Below are 22,083 nucleotides of genomic sequence, written 5' to 3'. Positions count from 1 at the left end.
CCCGACGCCTGCGGGCGCCCGCTCAGACGTGGACCAGCTGGTCGACGTCCGCGAGGGGCTCCGGACGCCGCGCCGGCTCGCCGAGCCGGACGAGGACCACGCCGGCCAGGATGCCGAGGCCACCGACGAGCTGGACCGGACCGACCGCCTGGCCGAGCAGCAGCCGGGCCATCGCCAGGGCGACGACGACCTCGAGCAGCGCGACGAACGAGGCGAGGCGTGAGCCCAGGCGGCGCGAGCCGAGGATGCCGAACAGGTAGGCCAGCCCGCAGGTCACCACGCCGATCGCGAGCAGGACCAGCCAGGCGGCCACCGCGACCCCGCGGAAGGCGACGGAGCCGGCGCCGGCGTGCAGCGGGACCAGCCCGGCCAGCCCGGCCAGGCCGAGGAGGGCACCGCCGAGGAGCATGCCGCCGGAGGCCAGCACGACACCCGGGAGCGCGGCCGGGCGGGCCGAGAGCACGAAGTAGACCGCGCAGCCGAGCATCGCGCCGAAGCCCCAGGCGAGCCCGGGCAGGCTCACCGACGCGCCGGAGAAGAGGTCGAGCACGAGCACCAGTCCGGCGACGGCGATCAGTGCGCCCAGCGCGGTCGTGCGCGAGGGGCGCTGGCCGTCGCGGAGCCAGAGCCAGCCGAGCACCACCACGGGCGCGGCGTACTCGATGAGGAGCGCGATGCCGACCTCCATGTGGGTGACCGCGCTGAAGTAGGCGAACTGGGTGAAGCCGATGCAGACCACGCCGTACGACGCGACGAGCGCCGCCTCCTCGCGCAGGAGGTGCCAGCGGCCGCGGAGCGCGAAGGCCGCCGGGAGCGCGAGGGCCACGCCACCGATCAGGACGCGCACGACGACGACCGCGGCAGGACTCCAGCCGGCGGCCATCAACGGCGTGGCGAGCGTGCCCGAGAGCCCGAAGGACAGGGCAGCGAGCACCGAGTAGGCAAGGCCGGGTCCGAACGAGGTGTCATGAGCCACTGCCTTCATGACACATGACGCTACTGCGGGGCATGTAACCTGTCAAAATGCTTTTTTCTCATGACACGGAGATGAACCTGCGGGCCGCCGTCGCGCTGGTCAACAGCCGGTTCTCGAGTCCTCAGGACAGCGACCGGCTCGCCACCACCGAGGCGCTCGACACCTTCTTCGAGCAGCAGTCCTACAGCTTCGCGCCGCGGGCGACGCCCGGGCTCCTCGCCGAGGTGCAGGCCCTCCGCGAGCCCCTTCGGCACCTGCTCACCGCCGGGCGCGACGCAGCCGCCCAGATCGTCAACCAGTGGCTGGCCGAGGCGGGCGCACTCCCCCAGCTGGTCCGCCACGACGCGCTCGACTGGCACATCCACGCTGTGCCGACCGACGCCCACGTCCCGGTCCAGATCAAGGTCGAGACGGCGATGGCGCTGATCGACGTGATCCGTGCCGACGAGATGAGCCGCCTTTCCCTCTGCGAGGACGAGACGTGCGCCGGGATCGTGCTGGACCTCTCCCGCAACCGCTCGCGGCGCTACTGCTCGACCGCGTGCAGCAACCGCGCCGCGGTCGCGGCGTACCGCGCCCGTCAGGCCTGACCGACCGGCCGCCGCTCAGTCGACGAAGCGGCGCAGGACCTCGCGGAAGACCTCGGGCTGCTCGGAGTGGACCCAGTGGCCCGCGCCCTTGATCATCACCTTCCGCACGCGCGGGAAGAGCGCCTCCATCGCCGGGGCGTACTCGTCCTTCACGTAGCCCGAGTCGGCACCGCCCACCCACAGCACCGGACCGGCGTACGGCGGGAGGCCGGCGACCGCCTCGGCGGGCCAGCCGGAGATCGTGCCGAGCTCGTCGCGGAGCAGCTCGAGGTTCGGTTGCCAGCTCCAGCCCTCGGGCGAGCGGCGGAGGTTCTGCAGCAGGAACGCGCGCACGCCGTCGTCGGGCACCGCGTCACGCAGCGCGGCGTCGGCGTCCTCGCGCGACGCACCGGGGGCGAGGTCCATGGCCAGCATCGCGTCGATGTAGCCACGGAAGCCCGAGCCGTTGGCGTAGGCCACCGGCGCCATGTCGACGACCATCAGCCGCTCGACGAGCTCCGGATGGCGCAACGTGAGGACCATCGCCGCCTTGGCACCCATCGAGTGGCCCACGAGCGCGACCGGGTCGGCCGGATCGAGCAGCTCGGCCACCTGGTCGGCCATCGAGACGTAGTCGATCGAGTCCGTCCACGGCGAGCGGCCGTGGTTGGGCATGTCCACGAGCAGCACGCGGTGGCGGTCGGCGAGCGCACGGGCGTGCTGGGTCCAGTTGCGCCCCTGGCCGAAGAGGCCGTGACAGAAGACGACCCGGCTTCCGGAGTCGCCGTAGGAGGTCGTGTGGAGGGTCACGGGCTGCAGTCTTCCATCCGACCGACTAGCGTCGGGGCCATGCCCCGCCTCACTGTCACGCAGGTCGCCGACGGCGTCCACCTCGCCAGCACCGGGCTGGTCAACTGGATCCTCGCCGAGGAGGACGGGCAGGTGACGATGGTCGACGCGGGCTACCCCGGTGATGCCGCCCGAGTGCGTGCGTCCCTCGACCGCATCGGCCGCTCGCTCGACGACGTCGCCGCCGTCCTGGTCACCCACGCACACGTCGACCACATCGGCAGCATCGAGTGGTGCGGCCTCTCCGCACCGGTCTTCACCGGTGCCGACGAGGTGCCCCACGCGAAGCGCGAGTACCTCCAGCAGGCGGGCGAGCTCGACGTGGCGCTCCGCGCCTGGAACCCCCGCGTCCTGCTCTGGTCGGCGCGCATCCTCGCCGTCGGCGCCACCCAGGACGTCGCGGTCCCCGAGATCACCGCCTGCGCCACGGGCACTCCGCTCGACCTGCCCGGCCGGCCCGTCGCGGTGCCGACGCCCGGGCACACGACCGGGCACACGGCGTACCACTTCGAGGGGGCGGGCGCGGTGGCCACCGGCGACGCTCTGGTCACCGGCCACCCCGTCACCGGCGTACGCCGGCCGCACCTGCTGCCGGACTTCTTCACGCACGACCAGGCGCAGGCGGAGAAGACGCTCGACGACCTCGCCGCGCTCGACGCCGGCATCGTGCTGCCCGGTCACGGCAACGCGTGGACGGGGACCATGCGCGAAGCCGTGGAGCTCGCCCGCTCCTGAAATGGCGGACGGCGCCGGAGCAGTGCTCCGACGCCGTACGCGAGGCTCCTGCTACGCGGCTCAGGCCGAGTAGTCGTAGAAGCCCTTCTTGGTCTTGCGGCCGAGCTCGCCCGCCTCGACCTTCTCGACGAGGGTCTTCGCCGGCTCGAACTCCGGGGCCTCGGCGCCGAAGGTCTCGAAGAGCTCCTTCTCGATGGCGAGCGAGACGTCGTTGCCGACGAGGTCGAGGAGCGCGAACGGACCCATCGGGAAGCCGGCCTGCTCCTTGATCGCGGCGTCGATCTCCTCCATGGAGGCCTGGCCCGACTCGAGCAGCTTCACCGCGTCGTTGAGGTACGGGAAGAGGAGGCAGTTGACGATGAAGCCCGAGCGGTCGCCACAGGAGACGGCGACCTTCTTGATGTTCGCGCAGAGCGCGAGCACGGTCTCGGCGACGTCGGCGGAGGTCGCGTCGGTCGTGACGACCTCGACGAGCTTGAGGATCGTGGCCGGGTTGAAGAAGTGCATGCCGATGACGGACTCGGGGCGGCTCGTGGCCTCGCCCAGCTTGGTGATCGGCATGGACGACGTGGTCGTCGCCAGGATCGCGCCCGGCTTGCAGATCCGGTCGAGGTCCTTGTAAAGCTCGGTCTTGATGGCGAGGTCCTCGGCGATCGCCTCGACGACGATGTCGACGTCGGCCAGCGCCTCGCGCTCGGTGGAGCCGGAGAGGCGACCGAGCACGTCGGACTTCACGTCCTCCGTCATGCGGCCCTTCTCGACGAGCTTGGAGAGGCCCTTGTCGATGAAGGAGACGACGCCGTCGAGCTTGTCCTGGCCGCGGCCGACGTAGACGACGTCGTAGCCGGCCTGGGCGAAGACCTGGATCATGCCCGAGGCCATCGTGCCGGTGCCGACGACGCCGACCTTGTTGATCTGGATCTTGAACTCGGGGGCGCCAGCGTCGGACGAGCCCTCGGCCGGCGTGAAGAGGCCGCGCTCCTGGGCGACGGTCATCGGGCCCTTGGGGTAGCCGCAGCCGTAGATCATGCCGTTGTCGATGTCGACGGCGGAGGCGTAGCCCGCCTCGAACATGCGGATGGCGTGGTTGAGGTACGGCAGGATCAGCGTGTCCGCGATCTGCTCGTTGGTCAGGTCGGTCATGCGCGCGATCCTGCCACGGGCGGCGTACGTCGCGGGGCGGCTTCCGGTGCGTGGTCCGTCACTGCACGGAGGCGCAGGTCACCCAAGCCGCGAAGCCGTAGTCCGCAGTCGCGTCGCCATTGAAGTTGGTCAGCCTGGCCACTGTGCGCCACCCCTGCTGGCCGTTGTAGTCGTAGAACTGGTTCTGGTCGACGGTCACAACACGCGACCCCTCATCGAGGTCGTAGCCGCCACCGAGCGGCTTCTTCCCGCTCGGACACCAGACGATGATCTCCTTGTTCGCGTCCGCTGCCGGCCCGCTGTACATCTGCCGCAGCACCTCGTAGCCGCTCACCCCGTTGGTTCCGTTGGTTCCGTTCGTTCCGTTGGTTCCGTTCGTTCCTGGGGTGCCTGGAGCGCCGTCCTGGCCGTCCTGGCCATCCACTCCGTTGGTGCCGTTGGTGCCGTTGGTACCAGGGGTGCCAGGGGTTCCGGGCTCACCCGGGTCGCCCTTCAGCCCGTCCTTCGCCGTGGCGCTCAGGTCGGTCAGACCGAGACTGCCGTCCTTCACGTCCGCGCCGGTGAGCGTGCCGTTGAGGATGTCGCGCGACTGGAGGTTGTCGTCGTGGACGTCGACGGACCGGATCGTGTTGTCGGCGATGTTCGAGGAGTAGATGACGGTGGCGGCGTACGCCGTGCCGCTCATGGAGATGACCAGGGCCGCGGTGGCGGCGACGTTCGCATAGGTGGCACGCAGCTTCATGCGCCCCATCGTCCTCCCCCGCGGGCACCAAAACGGACGAACGGAGCAGATTGGTCCGTTGCCGTCCCCGCCCCGGTCCTCCGGTAGATTCACCGCGCGTGAGGATCCTCGTCGCGCGCTGCCAGGTCGACTACGCCGGACGCCTGTCGGCGCACCTCCCGATGGCCACCCGGGTGCTGATGCTCAAGTCCGACGGCTCGGTGCTCGTGCACAGCGACGGCGGCTCCTACAAGCCGCTCAACTGGATGAGCCCGCCGTGCTCCGTCGTCGAGGGCAGCACCGACGAGGGCCAGATCGAGTGGACCGTCACCGCCAAGGCGAAGGGCTCGGCCCAGCCCGACACGCTGCGGATCCTCATCGAGGAGATCCACCACGACTCCTCCCACGACCTCGGCATCGACCCCGGCCTGCAGAAGGACGGCGTCGAGAAGCACCTGCAGGAGCTGCTCGCCGAGCACCCGGCCACGCTGGCCGAGGGCCTCACGCTCGTACGCCGGGAGTTCCCCACCGCGATCGGCCCGGTCGACCTGATGTGTCGCGACGCGGGCGGCCAGTCCGTTGCCGTCGAGATCAAGCGTCGTGGCGAGATCGACGGCGTCGAGCAGCTCACGCGCTACCTGGAGCTGCTCAACCGCGACCCGCTGCTCACCGCCAAGGGCGGCGTCCGCGGCATCTTCGCTGCGCAGGAGATCAAGCCGCAGGCCCGCGTGCTCGCCGAGGACCGGGGCATCCAGTGCGCCGTCGTCGACTACGACGCGCTGCGCGGCCTCGACGACCCGACCGACCGGCTCTTCTGATGCGGATCTTCCACATCGCCGAGCGCTCCCGCTGGGAGGCCGCGAAGCTGGCCGGCGCCTACGCCTGGTCGACCCGCGGCCGCACCCTCGAGCAGGAGGGCTTCATCCACTGCTCGCGCGAGGACCAGTGGCAGGCGATCCGCGAGCTCGTGTACGCCGACGCGCGCGAGCCGCTCGTGCTGCTCGAGATCGACACCGACAAGCTGACCGCGCCGTGGTCGGAGGACCCGGTCGAGGACGACACCTATCCGCACATCCACGGCGCTCTGAACCCGGCGGCCGTCGTCGGCGTACGGCCGCTGGCGTCGACCGCGGAGCCGTCGGAGTCCTTCTTCCGGCTCTTCCTGGGCGAGGCGCTCTTCCGGATGCTCGCCGCGATCGTGGTCATGGCTGCGGCCGTCGCGGTCGCGGCGCTCGTCGAGCACCAGACCGGCAGTGCCGGCGCTGCCCTCGCCGGACTGGCCGCGACCGTCGTGCTCGGCACGGTGCTCGCGGCGGTCGCCTACCGGCGCCGCAACGCACGAGCCGCCGACCGCCCCTGAGGGCAGCCGGCGGCTCGGTGGTCGATCAGGCGCCTGCGGCCCGGGGAGCGGTCGGGTCGGCCGCCTCGCCACCCTGCTCGCGCGCGACGTAGTTCTCGATGTCGTTGATGCGGTCCTCGTTGCGCTGGACGATCGTCAGCAGGTCGCCCATCGTGGCGACCTCCTCGACCTGCTCCTTCACGAACCACTGCATGAACTGCTCGGCCGCGTAGTCGTTCTCCTCGCGGGCCGTCTTGACCAGGGCGAAGACCTGCTCGGTGACCCGCTTCTCCTGCTCGAGGGCGAGCTCGACGGGGGCGACGACGCCCTCGAAGCTGCTCACGGCGGCCGGCACCGCCGGGATCTCGACCGCCGCGTCGGTGTCGAGGAGGTACTGCACCATCATCATCGCGTGCTCGCGCTCCTCGAGGGCCTGCCCGTAGAAGAGTGCCGCGGTCTGCGGCATCGTCAGCGCGTCGTAGTGGATCGCGCAGGCGAGGTACTGGTTGTGGGCGGCGAGCTCGTTGCCGATCTGGGCGTTGAGCTGCTCGGCGAAGCGGGCGGCCATGGTTCTCCTCGGGTCGTACGGCGGTGCGCCGACCCTACCGGTTCGTCAGGCGACGCTCGTCAGCTGCTTCTTCGTGACGCGCTTGCCGTCCGCACCCACGAGCTTGCGGTGCTTGACGGTCAGGCCGTCGGGCAGCGTGCCCTCCTTGAGCATGAGGATCGGGCAGCGCGCACAGCGCTTCCGGCTGCCGCAGCACTCCGTCTTGGGCAGCAGCGCCTTCGGCGCGCAGACGGTCTCGACCTCGACCGGGCCCTGCCCGATGTCGAGTCGGCCCGCGGCCACCTGGGCCTGCTGGGCCTGCTGGACCGCGGCGATCTGCTCCTGGGCACGCTCCAGCCGGCGCTCGACCTTGCGCAGGTCGGCACGGAGCTTCTTCAGCTCCTTGCGCAGCTTCTTCTTGCCCATGCCGTCCACGGTAACACCGGCTTAGGCAAGCCTCACCTGAATCGTGGCGAGCGTCACGGTGGTCAGCCGCGCCAGGCGTAGCGGTGCTCGGGACGTCCGGTCACGCCGTACCGCAGGCTGAGCTCGACGCGGCCCGCCTGGACCAGGTCGCTCAGGTAGCGCTGGGCTGTCGCACGCGAGACGCCGATGGTTCCTGCCACGTCAGCCGCGGTGAGCGCGTCGTCGGAGGCCTCCAGCGCCGACCGGATCGCCTCCGCCGTCACCGACGAGCGGCCCTTCGCCGGGAGTGACGTCGCCCCGCCCCCGTGCAGGACCGAGAGCACGTGGTCGACCTGCGCCTGGTCGAGGGACCCGGCGCCCTCGAGCGCGCGGCGGAACCGTACGAAGGCGACCAGCCTGCTCACGAGTGCCTCCGGGGCGAACGGCTTCAGCACGACGGCCAGCGCGCCCCCGGCGACCGCACGGCGTACGGCGTCGGCGTCTCCGTCGGCGGTGACCATGATGACCGCCGCGTCGAGGCGCCGCATGAGCTGCGAGCCGGGCTCATCGGGAAGGTGCTCGTCGAGGAGCACGAGGTCGGGCCGGTGCTCCGCCATCAGCTCGAGCGCCTGCGCTGCGGTGTGGCCCATGCCGACCACCTCGATGCCCTCCACACGCGCGGCGAGGTCGGCGTGGACCCGCGCCACACGGAAGTCGTCGTCGACGACCAGGACCTTGATCATGCGTCCCTCCCGGGATCGTTGACGGTGGGCGCGAGCGCCCCGCGCAGGGTCGCCTCGAAGACCGCCCCGTGGTGCGACCCACCCCGGTCGCGGAGCACGAGGTCTCCCCCGCCCGATCGCGCCGTGTGGCGGGCGAGCGAGAGCCCGATGCCGTGGCCGGAGCGGTCGCCGCTGCGCGTCGTGAAGCCGTGGTCGAAGACGACGGCGGCGTCGGCCGCAGCCACGCCGTCGCCGGTGTCCTCGACGTGGACGAGCAGGTCGGTGCCGGTGCCGAGCAGGCTGATCACCACGCCCGCCGGGCGGCGCGACCCCGCGGCGGCCGCCCGGATCGCGTTGTCGAGGAGGTTCGCCACGACGGTCACGACCTCGAGCGGCCGGGCCAGCTCGCCGTCGACCCAGGTCTCCTCCGCGACGGTCAGTGCCACACCGGCCTCCGAGGCCATGGCCGACTTCGCAGCGACCAGCCCGGCGAGGTAGGGGTCCTTCAGGCCCGGCACCCACGTGCGCGCCTCGGAGAGCTCGTCGAGGTAGTCCCGCGCCTCGTCGAGCCGACCCAGGTGGAGCAACCCGGCCAGCCCGTGCAGCCGGTTGGCGTGCTCGTGCGCCTGCGCACGCAGGGCATCGGTCAAGGCCCGCGTCGCCTCCAGCTCGCGCGCCAGGGTGTCGAGGTCCGAACGGTCCCTGAGGATCAGCACCTGACCGAGGTCACGCCCGTCGCGGCGTACGGCGAGGCGCGTCGCGAGCACGACCTGGTCACCCAGCAGCGCGAGCTCGCCGTCGGGAGCGGGCTCCTGGGCAACGAGGCGGGCGAGCGCAGGATCGGCACGCTCGGTCACCGGATCGCCACGCTCGAGGGCGTAGCCGAGCAGCCGGTCCGCCTCGGGATTCGTGACCGTCACGCGACCGCGCGGGTCCAGGCCGATCACCCCGTCGCGTACGCCGCGGAGCACCGCCTCGTGCTCCCGGACCAGGTCGGCCAGCTGCCCCGGCGCGAGACCGAGCGTGCGGCGGGTGAGCCGGCGGCCCAGGGTGAGCGCACCGAGGAGGCCGAGCCCGAGCGGCGCGAGCGCGAGCACTCCGAGGGCGAGCGCGAGGTGACGGGTGGCCGCGGCGATCCGGTCGGTGCTGATGCCGACGCTGACCTCGCCGACGATCGTGCCGTCGGCGGCACGCAGCGGCACCTTGCCGCGCGCCGAGGTGCCCAGCGTGCCGCGCTCCACGGTGACGACCTCATGGCCGGCGAGCGCCTCGTCGGGGCTCGTGCTGACCTTCTTGCCGATGCGCGCCACGTCGGGGTGGCTGTAGCGGATGCCCCGGTCGTCGGTCACCACGACGTACAGCGCGCCGGTCGCGCGGCGTACGTGCTCGGCGGCCTGCTGCACCGGGCCGGTGGCCGACGGAGACCCGTGCAGCACCTGGTCGCCGAGGCCCGGCTCCTGCGCCACGGAGCGGGCCACGGCGAGCGCCCGCTGCTCGTACTGACTGGTCAGGTCGTTGCGCAGCACGAGCGTCGCGGTGGCGATGCCGGCCAGGACGACGATGCCCAGGAGCGCCACCACGACCAGCACCGTGCCCGCGCCGATCGTGAGCTCGCGGGAGCCCGAGGGGCGCTTCGACATCACGTGAGCAGAATGCACACAAAGTTGTTTGTGCGCAATGGAGCCGCAATTCGCACAAGGATTGTGACTGTCGTCACGCACTCGTAGCGTCCCGCGTCATGACCCAGAGCACCCCACCAGCGATCCAGCTGCGCGGCGCGACCAAGATGTTCGCGACCAAGTCCGGTACGCCCTTCACGGCGATCACCGACGTCACGCTCGACGTGGCTGCGGGAGAATTCGTCACCATCGTCGGCCCCACCGGCTGTGGCAAGTCCACGACCCTGTCCCTCGTCTCCGGCCTCGAGCCGGCGACGCGCGGCACGGTCCAGGTCCACGGCGCCGCCGTCAACGGCATCCCCGACGGCGTGGGCTACATGTTCCAGTCCGACGCCGTCCTCCCCTGGAAGAACGTCCTCGACAACGTCGCCATCGGCCTGCGCTACAACGGCGTGAAGAAGGCCGAGGCCAACGAGCGCGCCCGTGACTGGATCCAGCGCGTCGGCCTCACCGGCTTCGAGGACCGCTACCCCCACCAGCTCTCCGGCGGCATGCGCAAGCGCGTCGCCATGGCCCAGACGCTGATCGGCGAGCCGTCGCTCCTCCTCATGGACGAGCCGTTCGGTGCCCTCGACGTCCAGACCCGCGAGTTCATGCAGGACCAGCTGCTCGACCTGTGGTCGGGCACCGGTGCCGCCGTCGTCTTCGTGACCCACGACCTGACCGAGGCGATCGCCCTCGCCGATCGCGTCGTCGTGATGACCGCCGGCCCCGCCACCATCAAGTCGATCGTCGACGTCGACCTCGAGCGTCCCCGCAAGGTCGAGGAGATCCGGCTGACGCCGGAGTTCACCGAGCTGTACCGCACCGTGTGGGACAGCCTGCGCGAAGAGGTCGAGATCACCCGAGCCCGAGGAGCTTCCCGTGTCGCATGACAGCACCACTCTCGAGGCGGCCGCGATCGAGGTCGACTCGCGCGTCCCCACCACCCCCGCAGCACGCAAGCGGATCCGCAGCGGCAAGCCGATCGCCTGGAAGGTGATCGCAGCCCGCGCCGTCCTCATCGTCGTCTGGCTCGGCTCGTGGGAGCTCTCCGCCCGCACGATCATCGACCCGTTCTTCTACTCGCAGCCGTCGGCGATCTGGGACAAGATCGTCATCTGGTTCACCAAGGGCACCTCGCTCGGCAACATCTGGGAGAACATGGGCGTCACGCTCGAGGAGGCCGTGCTCGGCTTCATCACCGGCGTGATCGGCGGCATCGTCCTCGGCGTCCTGCTCGGCCGCAGCACCTTCCTGGCCGACGTGCTCGCCCCGTTCATCAAGGGCGCCAACGCGATCCCGCGCATCGTGCTCGCTGCCCTCTTCGTCATCTGGTTCGGCTTCGGCCTGCCGTCGAAGGTCGCCACCGCGTTCGTGCTGGTCTTCTTCGCGGTCTTCTTCAACGCCTTCCAGGGCGCCCGTGAGGTCGACCGCGTGCTGGTCGACAACGCCCGCATCCTCGGCGCCGGCCGCTGGCAGCTGCTCCGCACGATCGTCCTGCCCAGCGCGACCTCGTGGATCCTCGCCAGCATGCACGTCGCCTTCGGCTTCGCGCTCATCGGCGCCATCGTCGGCGAGTTCATCGGCGCCGACCGCGGTGTCGGCCTGCTGATCGCCCACTCGAAGAACAACTTCGACGCCGCCGGTGTGTACGCCGGAATGCTCGTCGTGACCGCCATGGCCCTCGTCGCCGAGTGGCTGCTCACCAAGCTCGAGCACAAGCTCACCGCCTGGCGCCCGCCCGTGGCCTCCGGCAGCGCGGCGATCTGACCCGCGCCGACAGCACTCCCCCGCACGTCCGTCGTACCCCGTCGTACCCACCCGTCGCAGCATCCCGAGAGACAGGAACCATCATGTCCACCACCACCCGGCGCCTTGCCGCCACCGCCGTCATCGCCCTGACCGCGACCACCAGCCTCGCCGCCTGTGGCCGCAGCAGCGGCGCCAACGCCGACGCTGACGCCCACCCGAAGATGACGATCATGGTCGGCGGCATCGACAAGGTCATCTACCTGCCGGCGAAGCTCACCGAGCAGCTCGGCTACTTCAAGGACTCCGGCGTCGACGTCTCCCTCAAGGACGAGCCGTCGGGCGCCGACGCCGAGACGATGATGCTCGCCGGCCAGGTCGACGCGGTGGTGGGCTTCTACGACCACGCGGTCACCCTGCAGACCAAGGGCAAGTGCGTCGAGAGCGTCGTCCAGTTCGCGAAGGTCCCCGGTGAGGCCGAGGTCGTCCGCAACGGAGCCGGCATCAGCTCCACGGCCGACTTCAAGGGCAAGAAGCTGGGCGTCACCTCCCCCGGCTCCTCCACCGACTACCTCACGCAGTACCTGGCGAAGAAGGCCGGCGTGCCGACCGACAAGTACACGACGGTCGCCGCCGGTGCCGGCTCGGACTTCATCGCCGCCCTCCAGCACAAGGGCATCGACGCGGGCATGACCACGGACCCGACCATCGCGGTCATGGAGAAGCAGCACCTGGGCACGATCCTCGCCGACATGCGCACCGAGGAGGGCACCCAGAAGGCGCTCGGGGGCAACTACCCCGCGGCCAGCCTCTACATGGACTGCGCGTACGCCGAGAAGAACCCGAAGACCGTCCAGAAGGTCGTCAATGCCTTCGTCAAGACGCTGGCCTGGATCACGTCGCACTCCGCCGCCGACGTCGCGGCCAAGATGCCGAAGGAGTACAACGGTGGCGACGCCGCCCTGTACGAGAAGGCGATCGACGGCTCGAAGGGCATCTTCACCAGCGACGGCGTCATGCCGTCCGACGGCCCGCAGACCGTCTTCAACGTGCTCAGCACCTCCAACCCGGACGTCATCGCCCACAAGGACGACATCGACCTGAGCAAGACCTTCACGACCAAGTTCGTCGAGGCCGCCAAGTAAGCAGGCACGAAGAAGGGCCCCGGTGCACTGCACCGGGGCCCTTCGTCGTACGGCGGGACGTCAGGCGAGGCCGTTGGCCTTGCGGATCACGGAGACGACGTCGTCCATGATCTCGGTGAGGCTGAAGTCCTTCGGCGTGTAGACCGCCGCGGCGCCCTGCTCGATCAGCTTCTTGCCGTCGGACTCGGGGATGATGCCGCCGACGATCACCGGAATGTCACCCGCGCCGGCGGCCTTGAGGCCCTCGAGCACGACCGGGACCAGCTCCATGTGCGAGCCGGACAGGATCGACAGGCCGACCACGTGGACGTCCTCGGCGACGGCGGCAGCGACGATCTGCTCCGGCGTCAGGCGGATGCCCTGGTAGATGACCTCGAAGCCGGCGTCGCGCGCACGCACGGCGACCTGCTCGGCGCCGTTGGAGTGGCCGTCGAGGCCCGGCTTGCCGACCAGGAAGCGCAGGCGCCCGCCGAGCTCGTCGCCCGTGGCCTGCACGCGCTCGCGGACCTTGGTCAGCGCCTCGCCGGCCTCGGCCACACCGACCGCACCGGAGACGCCGGTGGGGGCGCGGAACTCGCCGAAGACCTCGCGCAGCGTCGCGGCCCACTCGCCGGTGGTGGCACCGGCGCGGGCTGCGGCGAGCGTGGCCTGCATGAGGTTCTCGTCGGTCTTGGCGGTCGCCGCGAGGTTGGCGAGGGCCTCCGCCACGGCGTTCTCGTCGCGCTCCGCCTTCCAGGCGTTGACGGAGGCGATCGCCGCCTCCTCCGCCTTCGGGTCGGCGGTCATGATCGCCTCGTCGAGGTTGGCGGTCAGCGGCGAGGGCTCGGTGGTCTCGAACTTGTTGACGCCGACGATGATCTCCTCGCCGGCCTCGATCTTCGCGCGGCGCGCGGCGTGCGAGGAGACGAGCGCCGACTTCATGTAGCCGGACTCGACGGCCGGGATCGCGCCGCCCATCGCCTGGACGCGGTCCATCTCGGCCTTCGCGCCCTCGACGAGCTCGGCGACCTTGGCCGCGATGACGTGCGAGCCGTCGAAGATGTCGTCGTACTCCAGGAGGTCGGACTCGAAGGCGAGGACCTGCTGCAGGCGCAGCGACCACTGCTGGTCCCACGGACGCGGCAGGCCGAGGGCCTCGTTCCACGCGGGGAGCTGGATGGCGCGGGCGCGGGCGTTCTTCGACAGCGAGACGCCGAGCATCTCGAGCACGATGCGCTGGACGTTGTTCTCCGGCTGGGCCTCGGTCAGGCCGAGCGAGTTGACCTGGACGCCGTAGCGGAAGCGGCGCATCTTCGGGTCCTGGACGCCGTAGCGCTCGCGGGTGATCTCGTCCCACATCTGGTTGAAGGCCCGCATCTTGCAGGTCTCCTCGACGAAGCGCACACCGGCGTTGACGAAGAACGAGATGCGACCGACGGTCTTCTCGAAGTCGGCCTCGGAGACCTGGCCCGCGGCCTTGACCGCGTCGAGGACGGCGATCGCGGTGGTGAGCGCGTAGGCGATCTCCTGCACCGGCGTGGCGCCCGCCTCCTGCAGGTGGTAGCTGCAGATGTTGATCGGGTTCCACTTGGGGATGTTGTTGACCGTGTAGGCGATCATGTCGCTGATCAGGCGCAGGGAATGCTGCGGCGGGAACACGTAGGTGCCGCGCGACAGGTACTCCTTGATGATGTCGTTCTGGGTGGTGCCGGCGAGCTGCGCCGCCACCTCCTCCGGTGACAGGTCGGGGTTCTGCTCCTCCGCCGTGACCTGGTACATCGCGAGCAGCCACATGGCCGTCGCGTTGATGGTCATGGAGGTGTTCATCTCCGTGAGCGGGATGTCCTGGAAGAGACGGCGCATCTCGCCCAGGTGCGGGACCGGGACGCCGACCTTGCCGACCTCACCGCGCGAGAGCGGCGAGTCGGGGTCGTAGCCCGTCTGCGTGGGGAGGTCGAAGGCAACCGAGAGTCCGGTCTGGCCCTTCGCGAGGTTCGTGCGGTACAGCGCGTTCGACGCGGCGGCGGTCGAGTGACCGGCGTACGTCCGCATCACCCAGGGCTTGTCCTTGCTCATAAGAGCGGAGCCTATGCGGAATGTGTGGAAGCGGTCACGCAGTCTCGGGTGTGGCACTGCCAACACCGTGCCCGTCGCGGGGTCGGGGTACGTCGATCTCCCCCGGCGTCCGCTCCACCTCGACCAGGCGGGCCAGGCGCGAAACCGTCAGCAGCCTGCGGACCGGGCCCGGCGTCGCGCGGAGCACGATCCGCCCCCCGCGCAAGGACGCCAGCCGGCTCGCAGCGGCGATCACGCGGAGCGCGACGACGTCGGCCGAGGTGACCGCACCCAGGTCGAGCACGACGACCTTGCCGGGCGCGGAGAGCAGGTCGTGGAGCGCCGAGCGGATCTCCGGCGTCGAGCGCGCGTCGAGCGAGCCCCCCAGCTCGAGCACACAGTCCTCGGTCTCCGCCATCTCGCACCTCGCCTCCGCCACCATGCTGCTCCTCGTACCCGTCGTCAGGTGTTAGGACGCGCCGGGGAGCGAAACGGTTGCCTCGGCAGGTGGCCTAGGCTCGCCGCCATGGTCAACCTCACCCGCATCTACACGCGCACCGGCGACGCCGGCACGACCCGGCTCGCCGACATGAGCGAGACCTCGAAGAACGACCTCCGGCTCGCCGCGTACGCCGACGTCGACGAGGCCAACGCGTGCATCGGCGTCGCCCTGGCCCATGCCGCCGTCGACAGCAGCCTCGCCGAGGACGTCGTGAAGGTGCTGACCCACGTGCAGAACGACCTCTTCGACGTCGGCGCCGACCTCGGCACCCCCGTCGTCGAGAACCCCGAGTACCCCGCACTCCGCGTGGAGCAGGACTACATCGACCGCCTCGAGGCCTGGTGCGACCACTACAACGAGGACCTCGAGAAGCTCCGCTCCTTCATCCTCAACGGCGGCACGGTCACCGCGGCCCACCTCCACGTCGCGCGCACCGTCGTACGCCGGGCGGAGCGGGCCGGCTGGGCGGCGTACGCCGAGCACGGGGAGACGATGAACGTACTCGCGGTGAAGTACCTCAACCGGCTCAGCGACCTGCTCTTCATCCTCGCGCGCTACGCGAACCGCGAGAACGGCGACGTGCTGTGGGTCCCCGGCGGCGAACGCTCGAAGTAGCGCCCGCGGGCGTCAGCGGATCTCGGCGCCCGGCGGGCCGGACTCGGCCCAGGACTGGAAGCCGGTGAGCGACGGCCGGCTCATCGCGAACTCCACGGCACCCTCGGGGGCGCGGCAGGCGACCACGACGTGGTCGGGGTAGAGCGAGATCGTCTCGATGCCCTCGGGGTCGCGCGACCCGACGTACTCGAGGGTCTTGCGGTGCCAGCTGCAGCGCGGCTTCGGCGAGACCGAGAAGATCCGGAACCACTGGAGCTCCTCGCCGGAGTAGCGGCCGATGCCGAGCACCCAGCCGCGGCCCGGAGAGACCGAGCGCATGCGGTAGGAGAGCTCGAAGGTGCCGCCGTCACGCGCGATCCAGCGACGGCGGACGACGAGCGCGATGGCCAGGGCGACCAGCAGGACGAGGACAGCCAGGACGGACTCGAGCCCCCACTGCCACAACGCCATGGAACCTCCCTGGAAATGAGCCGACCCCGACCCGGTGGCGCAAACGATAGCGCCACCGGACCGGGGTCAGTAACAGAGGTGTCAGCCGGCCTTCTCGACCGCGCGGATCCGGGCCTCGGCCCGGCGGACGGCCTCGGTGGCCGCGCCGTTGTCCTCGCCGGCCGCCTGGGCCCGCTCGAGGTCGTGGCGTGCCTTCTCGAGGTCGATCTCGTGCGACATCTCGGCGTGCTCCGACAGGATCGAGACCCGGTTGTCGGCCACGGACAGGAAGCCCGCGTCGACAGCCGCGACCCACGTCTCGCCCTCCGGCGTACGGATGTCGACGACACCGTCCACCATGAGGGAGAGCAGCGGAGCGTGGTTCGGCAGGATGCCGACGTCGCCTTCGGTGGTGCGGGCGATGACCATGGTGGCCGGGCCCTCCCACACGACGCGATCAGCGGCGACCAGCGAGACGGTCAGCTGCTTGTCCGAACCAGCCATCAGAGCGACTTCTGGATCTCGGCCCACTTGGCCTCGACGTCGTCGAGTCCGCCGCACATGAAGAACGCCTGCTCGGCCACGTGGTCGTACTCGCCGTCGCAGATCTTGTTGAACGCCTCGATGGTGTCCTGGATCGGAACCGTCGAGCCCTCGATGCCGGTGAACTGCTTGGCGACGTAGGTGTTCTGCGACAGGAAGCGCTGGATGCGACGGGCGCGGTGCACGACCGTCTTGTCCTCCTCCGACAGCTCGTCCACACCGAGGATCGCGATGATGTCCTGCAGCTCCTTGTTGCGCTGGAGGATCTTCTTCACGCGGATCGCGCAGTCGTAGTGCGCCTGACCGATGTACTGCGGGTCGAGGATGCGTGACGTCGACGTGAGCGGGTCCACGGCCGGGTAGATACCCAGCGAGGCGATCTCACGCGAGAGCTCGGTCGTGGCGTCCAGGTGGGCGAACGTCGTGGCCGGAGCGGGGTCGGTGTAGTCGTCAGCGGGGACGTAGATCGCCTGCATCGAGGTAATCGAGTGACCACGCGTCGAGGTGATGCGCTCCTGGAGCTGACCCATCTCGTCGGCGAGGTTCGGCTGGTAACCCACGGCGGACGGCATGCGGCCGAGCAGCGTGGAGACCTCGGAACCGGCCTGCGTGAAGCGGAAGATGTTGTCGACGAAGAGGAGCACGTCCTGCTTCTGGACGTCGCGGAAGTACTCCGCCATCGTCAGCGCCGAGAGGGCGACACGGAGACGCGTGCCCGGCGGCTCGTCCATCTGGCCGAAGACGAGGGCGACCTTATCGAAGACGCCCGCGTCCTGCATCTCGTGGATCAGGTCGTTGCCCTCACGGGTGCGCTCGCCGACACCGGCGAACACGGAGACACCGGCGTGGTTCTTGGCCACACGAGCGATCATCTCCTGGATGAGGACGGTCTTGCCGACACCGGCACCACCGAACAGGCCGATCTTGCCGCCGGTGACGTACGGCGTCAGCAGGTCGATGACCTTGATGCCGGTCTCGAACATCTGCGTCTTCGACTCGAGCTGGTCGAACGCCGGCGCCTTGCGGTGGATGCCCCAGCGCTCGGTCTCCGGGAACGTCTCGCCCTCGTTGAGGTTGAGGACGTTGCCGGTGGCGTCGAAGACGCGACCCAGCGTGGCGTCGCCGACCGGGACGGAGATCGACTCGCCGGTGTCGCGCACCTGAGCGCCCCGGACCAGGCCGTCGGTGGACTTCATGGAGATCGCGCGGACCAGGCCGTCGCCGATGTGCAGCGAGACCTCGAGGGTCAGCTCCGCCTTCGAGCCGTCCGGCGTCTGCAGGTCGACCTTGAGGGCGTTGTAGATCGCCGGCATCTGGTCAGCCGGGAACTCGACGTCAACGACCGGGCCGATGACGCGCGCGACGCGGCCGACGGCGCCGGCGGCAGACGCGGTGGTCTCTTCAACAGTGGCAGTCATGTCTCTCACTCACTCCCGGCGGTCGCGTCGGCGAGGGCGTTGACGCCACCGACGATCTCGCTGATTTCCTGGGTAATGCCGGCCTGGCGGGCCTGGTTGGCAATTCGGGTGTACTTCTTGATGAGCTCTTCGGCGTTGTCCGTGGCGGACTTCATCGCCTTCTGGCGGGCAGCGAGCTCGGACGCCGCGGCCTGCAGGTGGGCGTGGTAGACCCGGCTCGTGACGTACTTCGGCAGAAGCGCGTCCAGTACGTCGGAGGCCGACGGCTCGAACTCGTAGAGCGGGAGCATCTCCCCCTCGGCCGGAGCCTCCGAGCCCTCCACGACCTCGAGCGGCAGCAGGCGCAGCGCCGTGGGCGTCTGCGTCAGCATCGACACGAAGCGGGTGAAGACCAGGTGGACCTCGTCGACACCGTGGGTGTCCACGAGGAACTCCGCGATGAGGGTGTCGGCGATCTCCTTGCACGCGTCGTACGTCGGCTGGTCGGAGAAGCCCGTCCACGCCTGGGCCACCGGGCGGTTGCGGAACTTGTAGAACGCCTCCGCCTTGCGGCCGGAGACGTACGTGACGACCTCCTTGCCCTCGGCGCGGAGCTTCTCGGTGAGCCGCTCCGCCTCCTTGATGGCGTTGGAGGCGTACGCGCCGGCCAGACCACGGTCGCTGACCACGACGAGGACCGCAGCGCGGCCCGCGTCCGTGGTCTCGCGGGTCAGCGGGTGGTCCACGTTGGAGAACGTGGCCACCGCGCTGACCGCGCGGGTCAGCTCCCGGGCGTACGGCTCAGCGGCCTGCGCCCGCTGCTGCGCCTTGATGATGCGGGACGCAGCGATGAGCTCCATGGCGCGCGTGATCTTCTTCATCGACTGCGTCGACTTGATCTTCGCGCGGTACTCACGCAGCGAGACGGCCATGGATCAGGCCTTCTTCTGCTTGACGATCTGCTCCTGGGCGACGGCCTCGTCCTCGAGCGGCTCGACCGTGGCGTTGGTCGCCAGCGAGGCACCCTCCGCCGTCTCGAACTGCTTCAGGAACTCGTCGTACGCCGCAGCGAGCTGCGTCTCGGTCGAGTCCTCGAACTTCAGCGACTCCGCGATGCCGGCGAGGATGCCCGCCTGCGAGCGACGCAGGTAGTCCAGGAACTCCTGCTCGAAGCGGATGACGTCGTCGGTCGGGACGTTGTCGAGGCGACCCGACGTGCCCAGCCACAGGGAGACGGTCATGTCCTCGACCGAGTACGGGTTGTAGGCCGGCTGCTTGAGCAGCGCCATCAGCTTCTGGCCACGGGCCAGCTGCTGCTTCGACGCGGCGTCGAGGTCCGAGGCGAACATGGCGAACGCCTCCATGGCGCGGAACTGCGCCAGGTCGACCTTGAGCGAACCGGTGACGGCCTTCATCGCCTTGGTCATCGCGGCGCCACCGACACGGGAGACGGAGACACCGACGTCGATGGCCGGACGCTGGTTGGCGGCGAAGAGGTCCGACTGCAGGAAGATCTGGCCGTCGGTGATGGAGATGACGTTGGTCGGGATGAACGCCGAGACGTCGTTGGCCTTCGTCTCGATGATCGGCAGACCCGTCATCGAGCCGTGGCCCAGCTCGTCGGAGAGCTTCGCGCAACGCTCCAGCAGGCGGGAGTGGAGGTAGAAGACGTCACCGGGGTACGCCTCGCGGCCCGGCGGGCGGCGGAGCAGGAGGGAGACGGCGCGGTAGGCCTCGGCCTGCTTCGTCAGGTCGTCGAAGACGATGAGGACGTGCTTGCCCTGGTACATCCAGTGCTGGCCGATGGCCGAGCCGGTGTACGGCGCGAGGTACTTGAAGCCGGCGGAGTCGGACGCGGGAGCGGCCACGATGGTGGTGTACTCCAGCGCGCCGGCCTCCTCGAGGGCGCCACGCACGGAGGCGATGGTCGAGCCCTTCTGGCCGATGGCGACGTAGATGCAGCGGACCTGCTTCTCCGGGTCGCCCGAGGCCCAGGCGGCCTTCTGGTTGATGATCGTGTCGATCGCGACCGTGGTCTTGCCGGTGGCGCGGTCACCGATGATCAGCTGGCGCTGGCCGCGGCCGATCGGGGTCATCGAGTCGATGGCCTTGATGCCGGTCGAGAGCGGCTCGTGGACCGACTTGCGGTCCATGACGCCGGCGGCCGGGATCTCGAGCGAACGACGACCCTCGATGCCGGTGATCTCGCCGAGACCGTCGATCGGCTTGCCGAGCGGGTCGATGACGCGGCCGAGGTAGCCCTCGCCGACGGGGACCGAGAGGATGTCGCCGGTGCGACGGACCGTCTGGCCCTCCTCGATCTTGTCGAAGTCACCGAGGACGACGGCACCGATCTCGCGGGTGTCGAGGTTGAGCGCGAGGCCCAGGGTGCCGTCTTCGAACTCGAGCAGCTCGTTGGCCATGGCGGAGGGAAGGCCGCTGACGCGGGCGATGCCGTCGCCGGCCTCGGCGACAGTGCCGACCTCCTCGCGGGACGCGGTCTCCGGCTGGTAGTCGGACACGAAGCGCTGCAGTGCGTCGCGGATCTCGTCCGGACGGATGGACAGCTCCGTCATTTGGTCTTCCTCACTCTTGGGTGCTGCTCGAAAAGTTCTGGGTTGCCAGGCTGTGGATCAGCCGGCGAGACGACGACCGGCGTCGTCGAGGCGCGTGGAGACGGTGCCGTCGATGACCTCGTCGCCGATCTCCACCTTGATGCCACCGATGACCTGCGGGTCGACGACGACGTTGAGGTGGACCTGCTTGCCGTACTGCCGGGTGAGGGCAGCGGCGAGGCGCTCGGCGTCCGCGTCGGCGAGGGGGCGGGCCACGCGAACGACCGCGACACCCTTGCCCTGCACGTCGGCAGCGACCTTCTGGTACGACGACAGCGCGACGTCCACGGTGCGGTGCGAGCCGGTGACCGACTGCTCCGCGAGGAGGATGGTCGCGGGAAGCGCCTTGCCCTCGAGGAGACGGCGGACCAGACCCTGGCGGTCGGCCAGCGATCGGCTCTGGTCGGCCAGGGCCTCGCGGAGCTCCGCACTGCCCTGCACCGCGCCGGCGAAGGCGAAGAGCTCGTCGGCCAACCGGCCGGCGTCGTCGCCCGTCGACGTCACCGTCGCGACGGCACCGAGGTGCTCGAGCACGTCGGCGAGGTCACGCGAGGCGGTCCACCGCTGGCTGAACGCGGTCTTGACCAGGTCCAGCGTCGTGGCGCCCACGTGGCTGCCGAAGACCTGCGCGGCAAGACCGGCCTTGGCCTCGGCCGCGACCGAGACGTCGGTGGCGATGCGGCGCAGGGCCGGCTCCGACCGCAGGATCGCGGCGACCGAGAAGAGCTCGGAGCCCACGGTCGCGGCGTCGGCCGCCCCCTCCAGCTGGCTGGAGAGGGTGGCCAGTGCCTCGGCGGAGGCGCCCCGGATGCCCGCGGGGACGGTCACTTCGCCGCCTCCGCGCCTTCGAGGTCCGCCAGGAAGCGCTCGACGACACGGCTCTGGCGAGCCTCGTCGTCCAGGCTCTCGCCGACGATGCGACCGGCGAGGCCGGTCGCGAGCGTGCCGACCTCGGCGCGGAGCGAGGTGACCGCCTGCTGGCGCTCGGCCTCGATCTGCGTCTTGCCGTGCTCGACGATGCGGGTCGCCTCGGTCTGCGCCTGCTCGCGCATCTCCGCGACGATCGCCGCACCCTGCTCGCGAGCCTCCTCACGGATGCGCGCCGCCTCGTGGCGGGCCTCCGCGAGCTGCTTCTCGAGCTCGGCGAGCTTGGCGTCGGCCTCGGCCTGCTTCGTCTCGGCGGCGGCCAGGCCGCCCTCGATCGCCTGCGTGCGCTCGGCGTACGCCTTCTCGAAGTTCGGAACGACGAACTTCCAGATGCCGACGAGGATGATCGCGAAGACGATCGTGCCGAGGATGATCTCGGGCACGGCCGGCATCAGCGGGTTGTGCTCCTCGTGGGCGGCTGCGGCCGCCACCACGACGTTGCTGATCATGCTGGTGTCTC

At 70.1% G+C, this 22,083-nt stretch carries 25 protein-coding genes; 8 read left to right on the top strand and 17 right to left on the bottom strand.

Annotated elements, in window-relative coordinates; genetic code table 11:
- Positions 1-22: 22 nt before the first annotated feature.
- Entirely contained in the window at positions 23-985 is a 963-nt protein-coding gene (locus IEX47_RS03435; protein ID WP_188782552.1) for an EamA family transporter, read from the bottom strand.
- A 38-nt stretch (positions 986-1,023) separates the two neighbouring features.
- On the opposite strand from IEX47_RS03435, the gene IEX47_RS03430 reads away from it, so the two are divergent.
- On the top strand, positions 1,024-1,566 hold the full coding sequence (locus IEX47_RS03430; RefSeq protein WP_188782551.1) for a CGNR zinc finger domain-containing protein: 543 nt from the start codon (positions 1,024-1,026) through the stop codon (positions 1,564-1,566).
- Between the two features lie 15 nt (positions 1,567-1,581).
- Here IEX47_RS03430 and IEX47_RS03425 read toward each other — a convergent pair whose 3' ends face one another.
- Entirely contained in the window at positions 1,582-2,355 is a 774-nt protein-coding gene (locus IEX47_RS03425; RefSeq protein ID WP_229662582.1) for an alpha/beta fold hydrolase, read from the bottom strand.
- A gap of 39 nt (positions 2,356-2,394) precedes the next feature.
- Here IEX47_RS03425 and IEX47_RS03420 point away from each other — a divergent pair, with 39 nt between their 5' ends.
- Positions 2,395-3,129, top strand: a complete 735-nt coding sequence (locus IEX47_RS03420; protein ID WP_188782550.1) for an MBL fold metallo-hydrolase — start codon at positions 2,395-2,397, stop codon at positions 3,127-3,129.
- Between the two features lie 60 nt (positions 3,130-3,189).
- On the opposite strand, the gene IEX47_RS03415 is transcribed toward IEX47_RS03420, so the two are convergent.
- Positions 3,190-4,272 (bottom strand): 3-hydroxyacyl-CoA dehydrogenase family protein, encoded by a 1,083-nt coding sequence (locus IEX47_RS03415; protein WP_188782549.1) that lies wholly within the window; start codon positions 4,270-4,272, stop codon positions 3,190-3,192.
- Between the two features lie 58 nt (positions 4,273-4,330).
- Positions 4,331-5,014, bottom strand: coding sequence for a hypothetical protein (locus IEX47_RS03410; RefSeq protein ID WP_229662581.1), 684 nt, complete (start codon positions 5,012-5,014; stop codon positions 4,331-4,333).
- A gap of 98 nt (positions 5,015-5,112) precedes the next feature.
- Between IEX47_RS03410 and nucS the strand changes: the two genes are divergently transcribed.
- Positions 5,113-5,811: an endonuclease NucS gene (nucS, locus tag IEX47_RS03405; protein ID WP_188782548.1), complete on the top strand. Its 699-nt coding sequence runs from the start codon at positions 5,113-5,115 to the stop codon at positions 5,809-5,811.
- The gene (locus tag IEX47_RS03400; protein WP_188782547.1) at positions 5,811-6,353 is read left to right on the top strand and encodes a DUF952 domain-containing protein; all 543 of its coding nucleotides are present in this window, start codon (positions 5,811-5,813) and stop codon (positions 6,351-6,353) included. Before nucS ends, IEX47_RS03400 begins: the two co-directional genes overlap by 1 nt.
- A gap of 25 nt (positions 6,354-6,378) precedes the next feature.
- Here the strand turns inward: IEX47_RS03400 and IEX47_RS03395 are convergent, their stop codons facing one another.
- From IEX47_RS03395 to IEX47_RS03380, 4 genes are all read right to left on the bottom strand, one after another.
- Positions 6,379-6,900, bottom strand: a complete 522-nt coding sequence (locus IEX47_RS03395) for a ferritin (RefSeq protein ID WP_188782546.1) — start codon at positions 6,898-6,900, stop codon at positions 6,379-6,381.
- Between the two features lie 45 nt (positions 6,901-6,945).
- Positions 6,946-7,305 carry a hypothetical protein gene (locus IEX47_RS03390; protein ID WP_188782899.1) on the bottom strand — a complete coding sequence of 120 codons (360 nt, stop codon included), beginning with the start codon at positions 7,303-7,305 and terminating at the stop codon, positions 6,946-6,948.
- Positions 7,306-7,367: 62 nt separating this feature from the next.
- Positions 7,368-8,027 (bottom strand): response regulator, encoded by a 660-nt coding sequence (locus IEX47_RS03385; RefSeq protein ID WP_188782545.1) that lies wholly within the window; start codon positions 8,025-8,027, stop codon positions 7,368-7,370.
- A complete protein-coding gene (locus tag IEX47_RS03380; RefSeq protein ID WP_188782544.1) occupies positions 8,024-9,646 on the bottom strand; it encodes a sensor histidine kinase in 1,623 nt (540 codons plus the stop codon). Before IEX47_RS03380 ends, IEX47_RS03385 begins: the two co-directional genes overlap by 4 nt.
- A 98-nt stretch (positions 9,647-9,744) precedes the next feature.
- On the opposite strand from IEX47_RS03380, the gene IEX47_RS03375 reads away from it, so the two are divergent.
- From IEX47_RS03375 to IEX47_RS03365, 3 genes are all read left to right on the top strand, one after another.
- Positions 9,745-10,560: an ABC transporter ATP-binding protein gene (locus tag IEX47_RS03375; protein ID WP_188782543.1), complete on the top strand. Its 816-nt coding sequence runs from the start codon at positions 9,745-9,747 to the stop codon at positions 10,558-10,560.
- Positions 10,550-11,437: an ABC transporter permease gene (locus tag IEX47_RS03370; RefSeq protein ID WP_229662580.1), complete on the top strand. Its 888-nt coding sequence runs from the start codon at positions 10,550-10,552 to the stop codon at positions 11,435-11,437. Before IEX47_RS03375 ends, IEX47_RS03370 begins: the two co-directional genes overlap by 11 nt.
- Positions 11,438-11,520: 83 nt before the next feature.
- Complete coding sequence (locus IEX47_RS03365; RefSeq protein WP_188782542.1) at positions 11,521-12,561, top strand: ABC transporter substrate-binding protein; 1,041 nt, start codon at positions 11,521-11,523, stop codon at positions 12,559-12,561.
- Between the two features lie 60 nt (positions 12,562-12,621).
- Here the strand turns inward: IEX47_RS03365 and IEX47_RS03360 are convergent, their stop codons facing one another.
- Positions 12,622-14,616 carry an ethylmalonyl-CoA mutase gene (locus IEX47_RS03360; protein ID WP_188782541.1) on the bottom strand — a complete coding sequence of 665 codons (1,995 nt, stop codon included), beginning with the start codon at positions 14,614-14,616 and terminating at the stop codon, positions 12,622-12,624.
- Positions 14,617-14,650: 34 nt separating this feature from the next.
- Entirely contained in the window at positions 14,651-15,013 is a 363-nt protein-coding gene (locus IEX47_RS03355; RefSeq protein WP_188782540.1) for an STAS domain-containing protein, read from the bottom strand.
- A gap of 108 nt (positions 15,014-15,121) precedes the next feature.
- On the opposite strand from IEX47_RS03355, the gene IEX47_RS03350 reads away from it, so the two are divergent.
- Entirely contained in the window at positions 15,122-15,712 is a 591-nt protein-coding gene (locus IEX47_RS03350) for a cob(I)yrinic acid a,c-diamide adenosyltransferase (protein ID WP_188782539.1), read from the top strand.
- A gap of 12 nt (positions 15,713-15,724) precedes the next feature.
- Here the strand turns inward: IEX47_RS03350 and IEX47_RS03345 are convergent, their stop codons facing one another.
- From IEX47_RS03345 to IEX47_RS03315, 7 genes are all read right to left on the bottom strand, one after another.
- Complete coding sequence (locus IEX47_RS03345) at positions 15,725-16,162, bottom strand: DUF2550 domain-containing protein (RefSeq protein ID WP_188782538.1); 438 nt, start codon at positions 16,160-16,162, stop codon at positions 15,725-15,727.
- 81 nt (positions 16,163-16,243) lie between these two features.
- Entirely contained in the window at positions 16,244-16,645 is a 402-nt protein-coding gene (locus IEX47_RS03340; protein WP_188782537.1) for a F0F1 ATP synthase subunit epsilon, read from the bottom strand.
- Entirely contained in the window at positions 16,645-18,102 is a 1,458-nt protein-coding gene (gene atpD / locus IEX47_RS03335) for a F0F1 ATP synthase subunit beta (RefSeq protein ID WP_188782536.1), read from the bottom strand. The genes IEX47_RS03340 and atpD overlap by 1 nt, the downstream gene beginning before the upstream one ends.
- Before the next feature lie 5 nt (positions 18,103-18,107).
- Positions 18,108-19,013 carry a F0F1 ATP synthase subunit gamma gene (locus IEX47_RS03330; RefSeq protein ID WP_188782535.1) on the bottom strand — a complete coding sequence of 302 codons (906 nt, stop codon included), beginning with the start codon at positions 19,011-19,013 and terminating at the stop codon, positions 18,108-18,110.
- A 3-nt stretch (positions 19,014-19,016) separates the two neighbouring features.
- Complete coding sequence (gene atpA / locus IEX47_RS03325) at positions 19,017-20,657, bottom strand: F0F1 ATP synthase subunit alpha (protein WP_188782534.1); 1,641 nt, start codon at positions 20,655-20,657, stop codon at positions 19,017-19,019.
- 57 nt (positions 20,658-20,714) lie between these two features.
- Positions 20,715-21,524 carry a F0F1 ATP synthase subunit delta gene (locus tag IEX47_RS03320; protein ID WP_188782533.1) on the bottom strand — a complete coding sequence of 270 codons (810 nt, stop codon included), beginning with the start codon at positions 21,522-21,524 and terminating at the stop codon, positions 20,715-20,717.
- Positions 21,521-22,072, bottom strand: a complete 552-nt coding sequence (locus tag IEX47_RS03315; RefSeq protein WP_188782532.1) for a F0F1 ATP synthase subunit B — start codon at positions 22,070-22,072, stop codon at positions 21,521-21,523. Before IEX47_RS03315 ends, IEX47_RS03320 begins: the two co-directional genes overlap by 4 nt.
- Positions 22,073-22,083 lie beyond the last annotated feature (11 nt).

It is taken from the genome of Nocardioides phosphati (assembly GCF_014646375.1).
In the GTDB taxonomy this organism is placed as follows: Bacteria; Actinomycetota; Actinomycetes; order Propionibacteriales; family Nocardioidaceae; genus Nocardioides; species Nocardioides phosphati.
This window is presented reverse-complemented; position numbering and strand designations above follow the sequence as displayed.

Coding starts and splice junctions, on each gene's coding strand:
- IEX47_RS03435 (WP_188782552.1), bottom strand. CDS start 985: ATGAAGGCAGTGGCTCATGACACCTCGTTCGGACCCGGCCTTGCCTAC.
- IEX47_RS03430 (WP_188782551.1), top strand. CDS start 1,024: ATGCTTTTTTCTCATGACACGGAGATGAACCTGCGGGCCGCCGTCGCG.
- IEX47_RS03420 (WP_188782550.1), top strand. CDS start 2,395: ATGCCCCGCCTCACTGTCACGCAGGTCGCCGACGGCGTCCACCTCGCC.
- IEX47_RS03415 (WP_188782549.1), bottom strand. CDS start 4,272: ATGACCGACCTGACCAACGAGCAGATCGCGGACACGCTGATCCTGCCG.
- IEX47_RS03410 (WP_229662581.1), bottom strand. CDS start 5,014: ATGAAGCTGCGTGCCACCTATGCGAACGTCGCCGCCACCGCGGCCCTG.
- IEX47_RS03400 (WP_188782547.1), top strand. CDS start 5,811: ATGCGGATCTTCCACATCGCCGAGCGCTCCCGCTGGGAGGCCGCGAAG.
- IEX47_RS03395 (WP_188782546.1), bottom strand. CDS start 6,900: ATGGCCGCCCGCTTCGCCGAGCAGCTCAACGCCCAGATCGGCAACGAG.
- IEX47_RS03390 (WP_188782899.1), bottom strand. CDS start 7,305: ATGGGCAAGAAGAAGCTGCGCAAGGAGCTGAAGAAGCTCCGTGCCGAC.
- IEX47_RS03385 (WP_188782545.1), bottom strand. CDS start 8,027: ATGATCAAGGTCCTGGTCGTCGACGACGACTTCCGTGTGGCGCGGGTC.
- IEX47_RS03380 (WP_188782544.1), bottom strand. CDS start 9,646: ATGTCGAAGCGCCCCTCGGGCTCCCGCGAGCTCACGATCGGCGCGGGC.
- IEX47_RS03375 (WP_188782543.1), top strand. CDS start 9,745: ATGACCCAGAGCACCCCACCAGCGATCCAGCTGCGCGGCGCGACCAAG.
- IEX47_RS03365 (WP_188782542.1), top strand. CDS start 11,521: ATGTCCACCACCACCCGGCGCCTTGCCGCCACCGCCGTCATCGCCCTG.
- IEX47_RS03360 (WP_188782541.1), bottom strand. CDS start 14,616: ATGAGCAAGGACAAGCCCTGGGTGATGCGGACGTACGCCGGTCACTCG.
- IEX47_RS03355 (WP_188782540.1), bottom strand. CDS start 15,013: ATGGCGGAGACCGAGGACTGTGTGCTCGAGCTGGGGGGCTCGCTCGAC.
- IEX47_RS03350 (WP_188782539.1), top strand. CDS start 15,122: ATGGTCAACCTCACCCGCATCTACACGCGCACCGGCGACGCCGGCACG.
- IEX47_RS03345 (WP_188782538.1), bottom strand. CDS start 16,162: ATGGCGTTGTGGCAGTGGGGGCTCGAGTCCGTCCTGGCTGTCCTCGTC.
- IEX47_RS03340 (WP_188782537.1), bottom strand. CDS start 16,645: ATGGCTGGTTCGGACAAGCAGCTGACCGTCTCGCTGGTCGCCGCTGAT.
- atpD (WP_188782536.1), bottom strand. CDS start 18,102: ATGACTGCCACTGTTGAAGAGACCACCGCGTCTGCCGCCGGCGCCGTC.
- IEX47_RS03330 (WP_188782535.1), bottom strand. CDS start 19,013: ATGGCCGTCTCGCTGCGTGAGTACCGCGCGAAGATCAAGTCGACGCAG.
- atpA (WP_188782534.1), bottom strand. CDS start 20,657: ATGACGGAGCTGTCCATCCGTCCGGACGAGATCCGCGACGCACTGCAG.
- IEX47_RS03315 (WP_188782532.1), bottom strand. CDS start 22,072: ATGATCAGCAACGTCGTGGTGGCGGCCGCAGCCGCCCACGAGGAGCAC.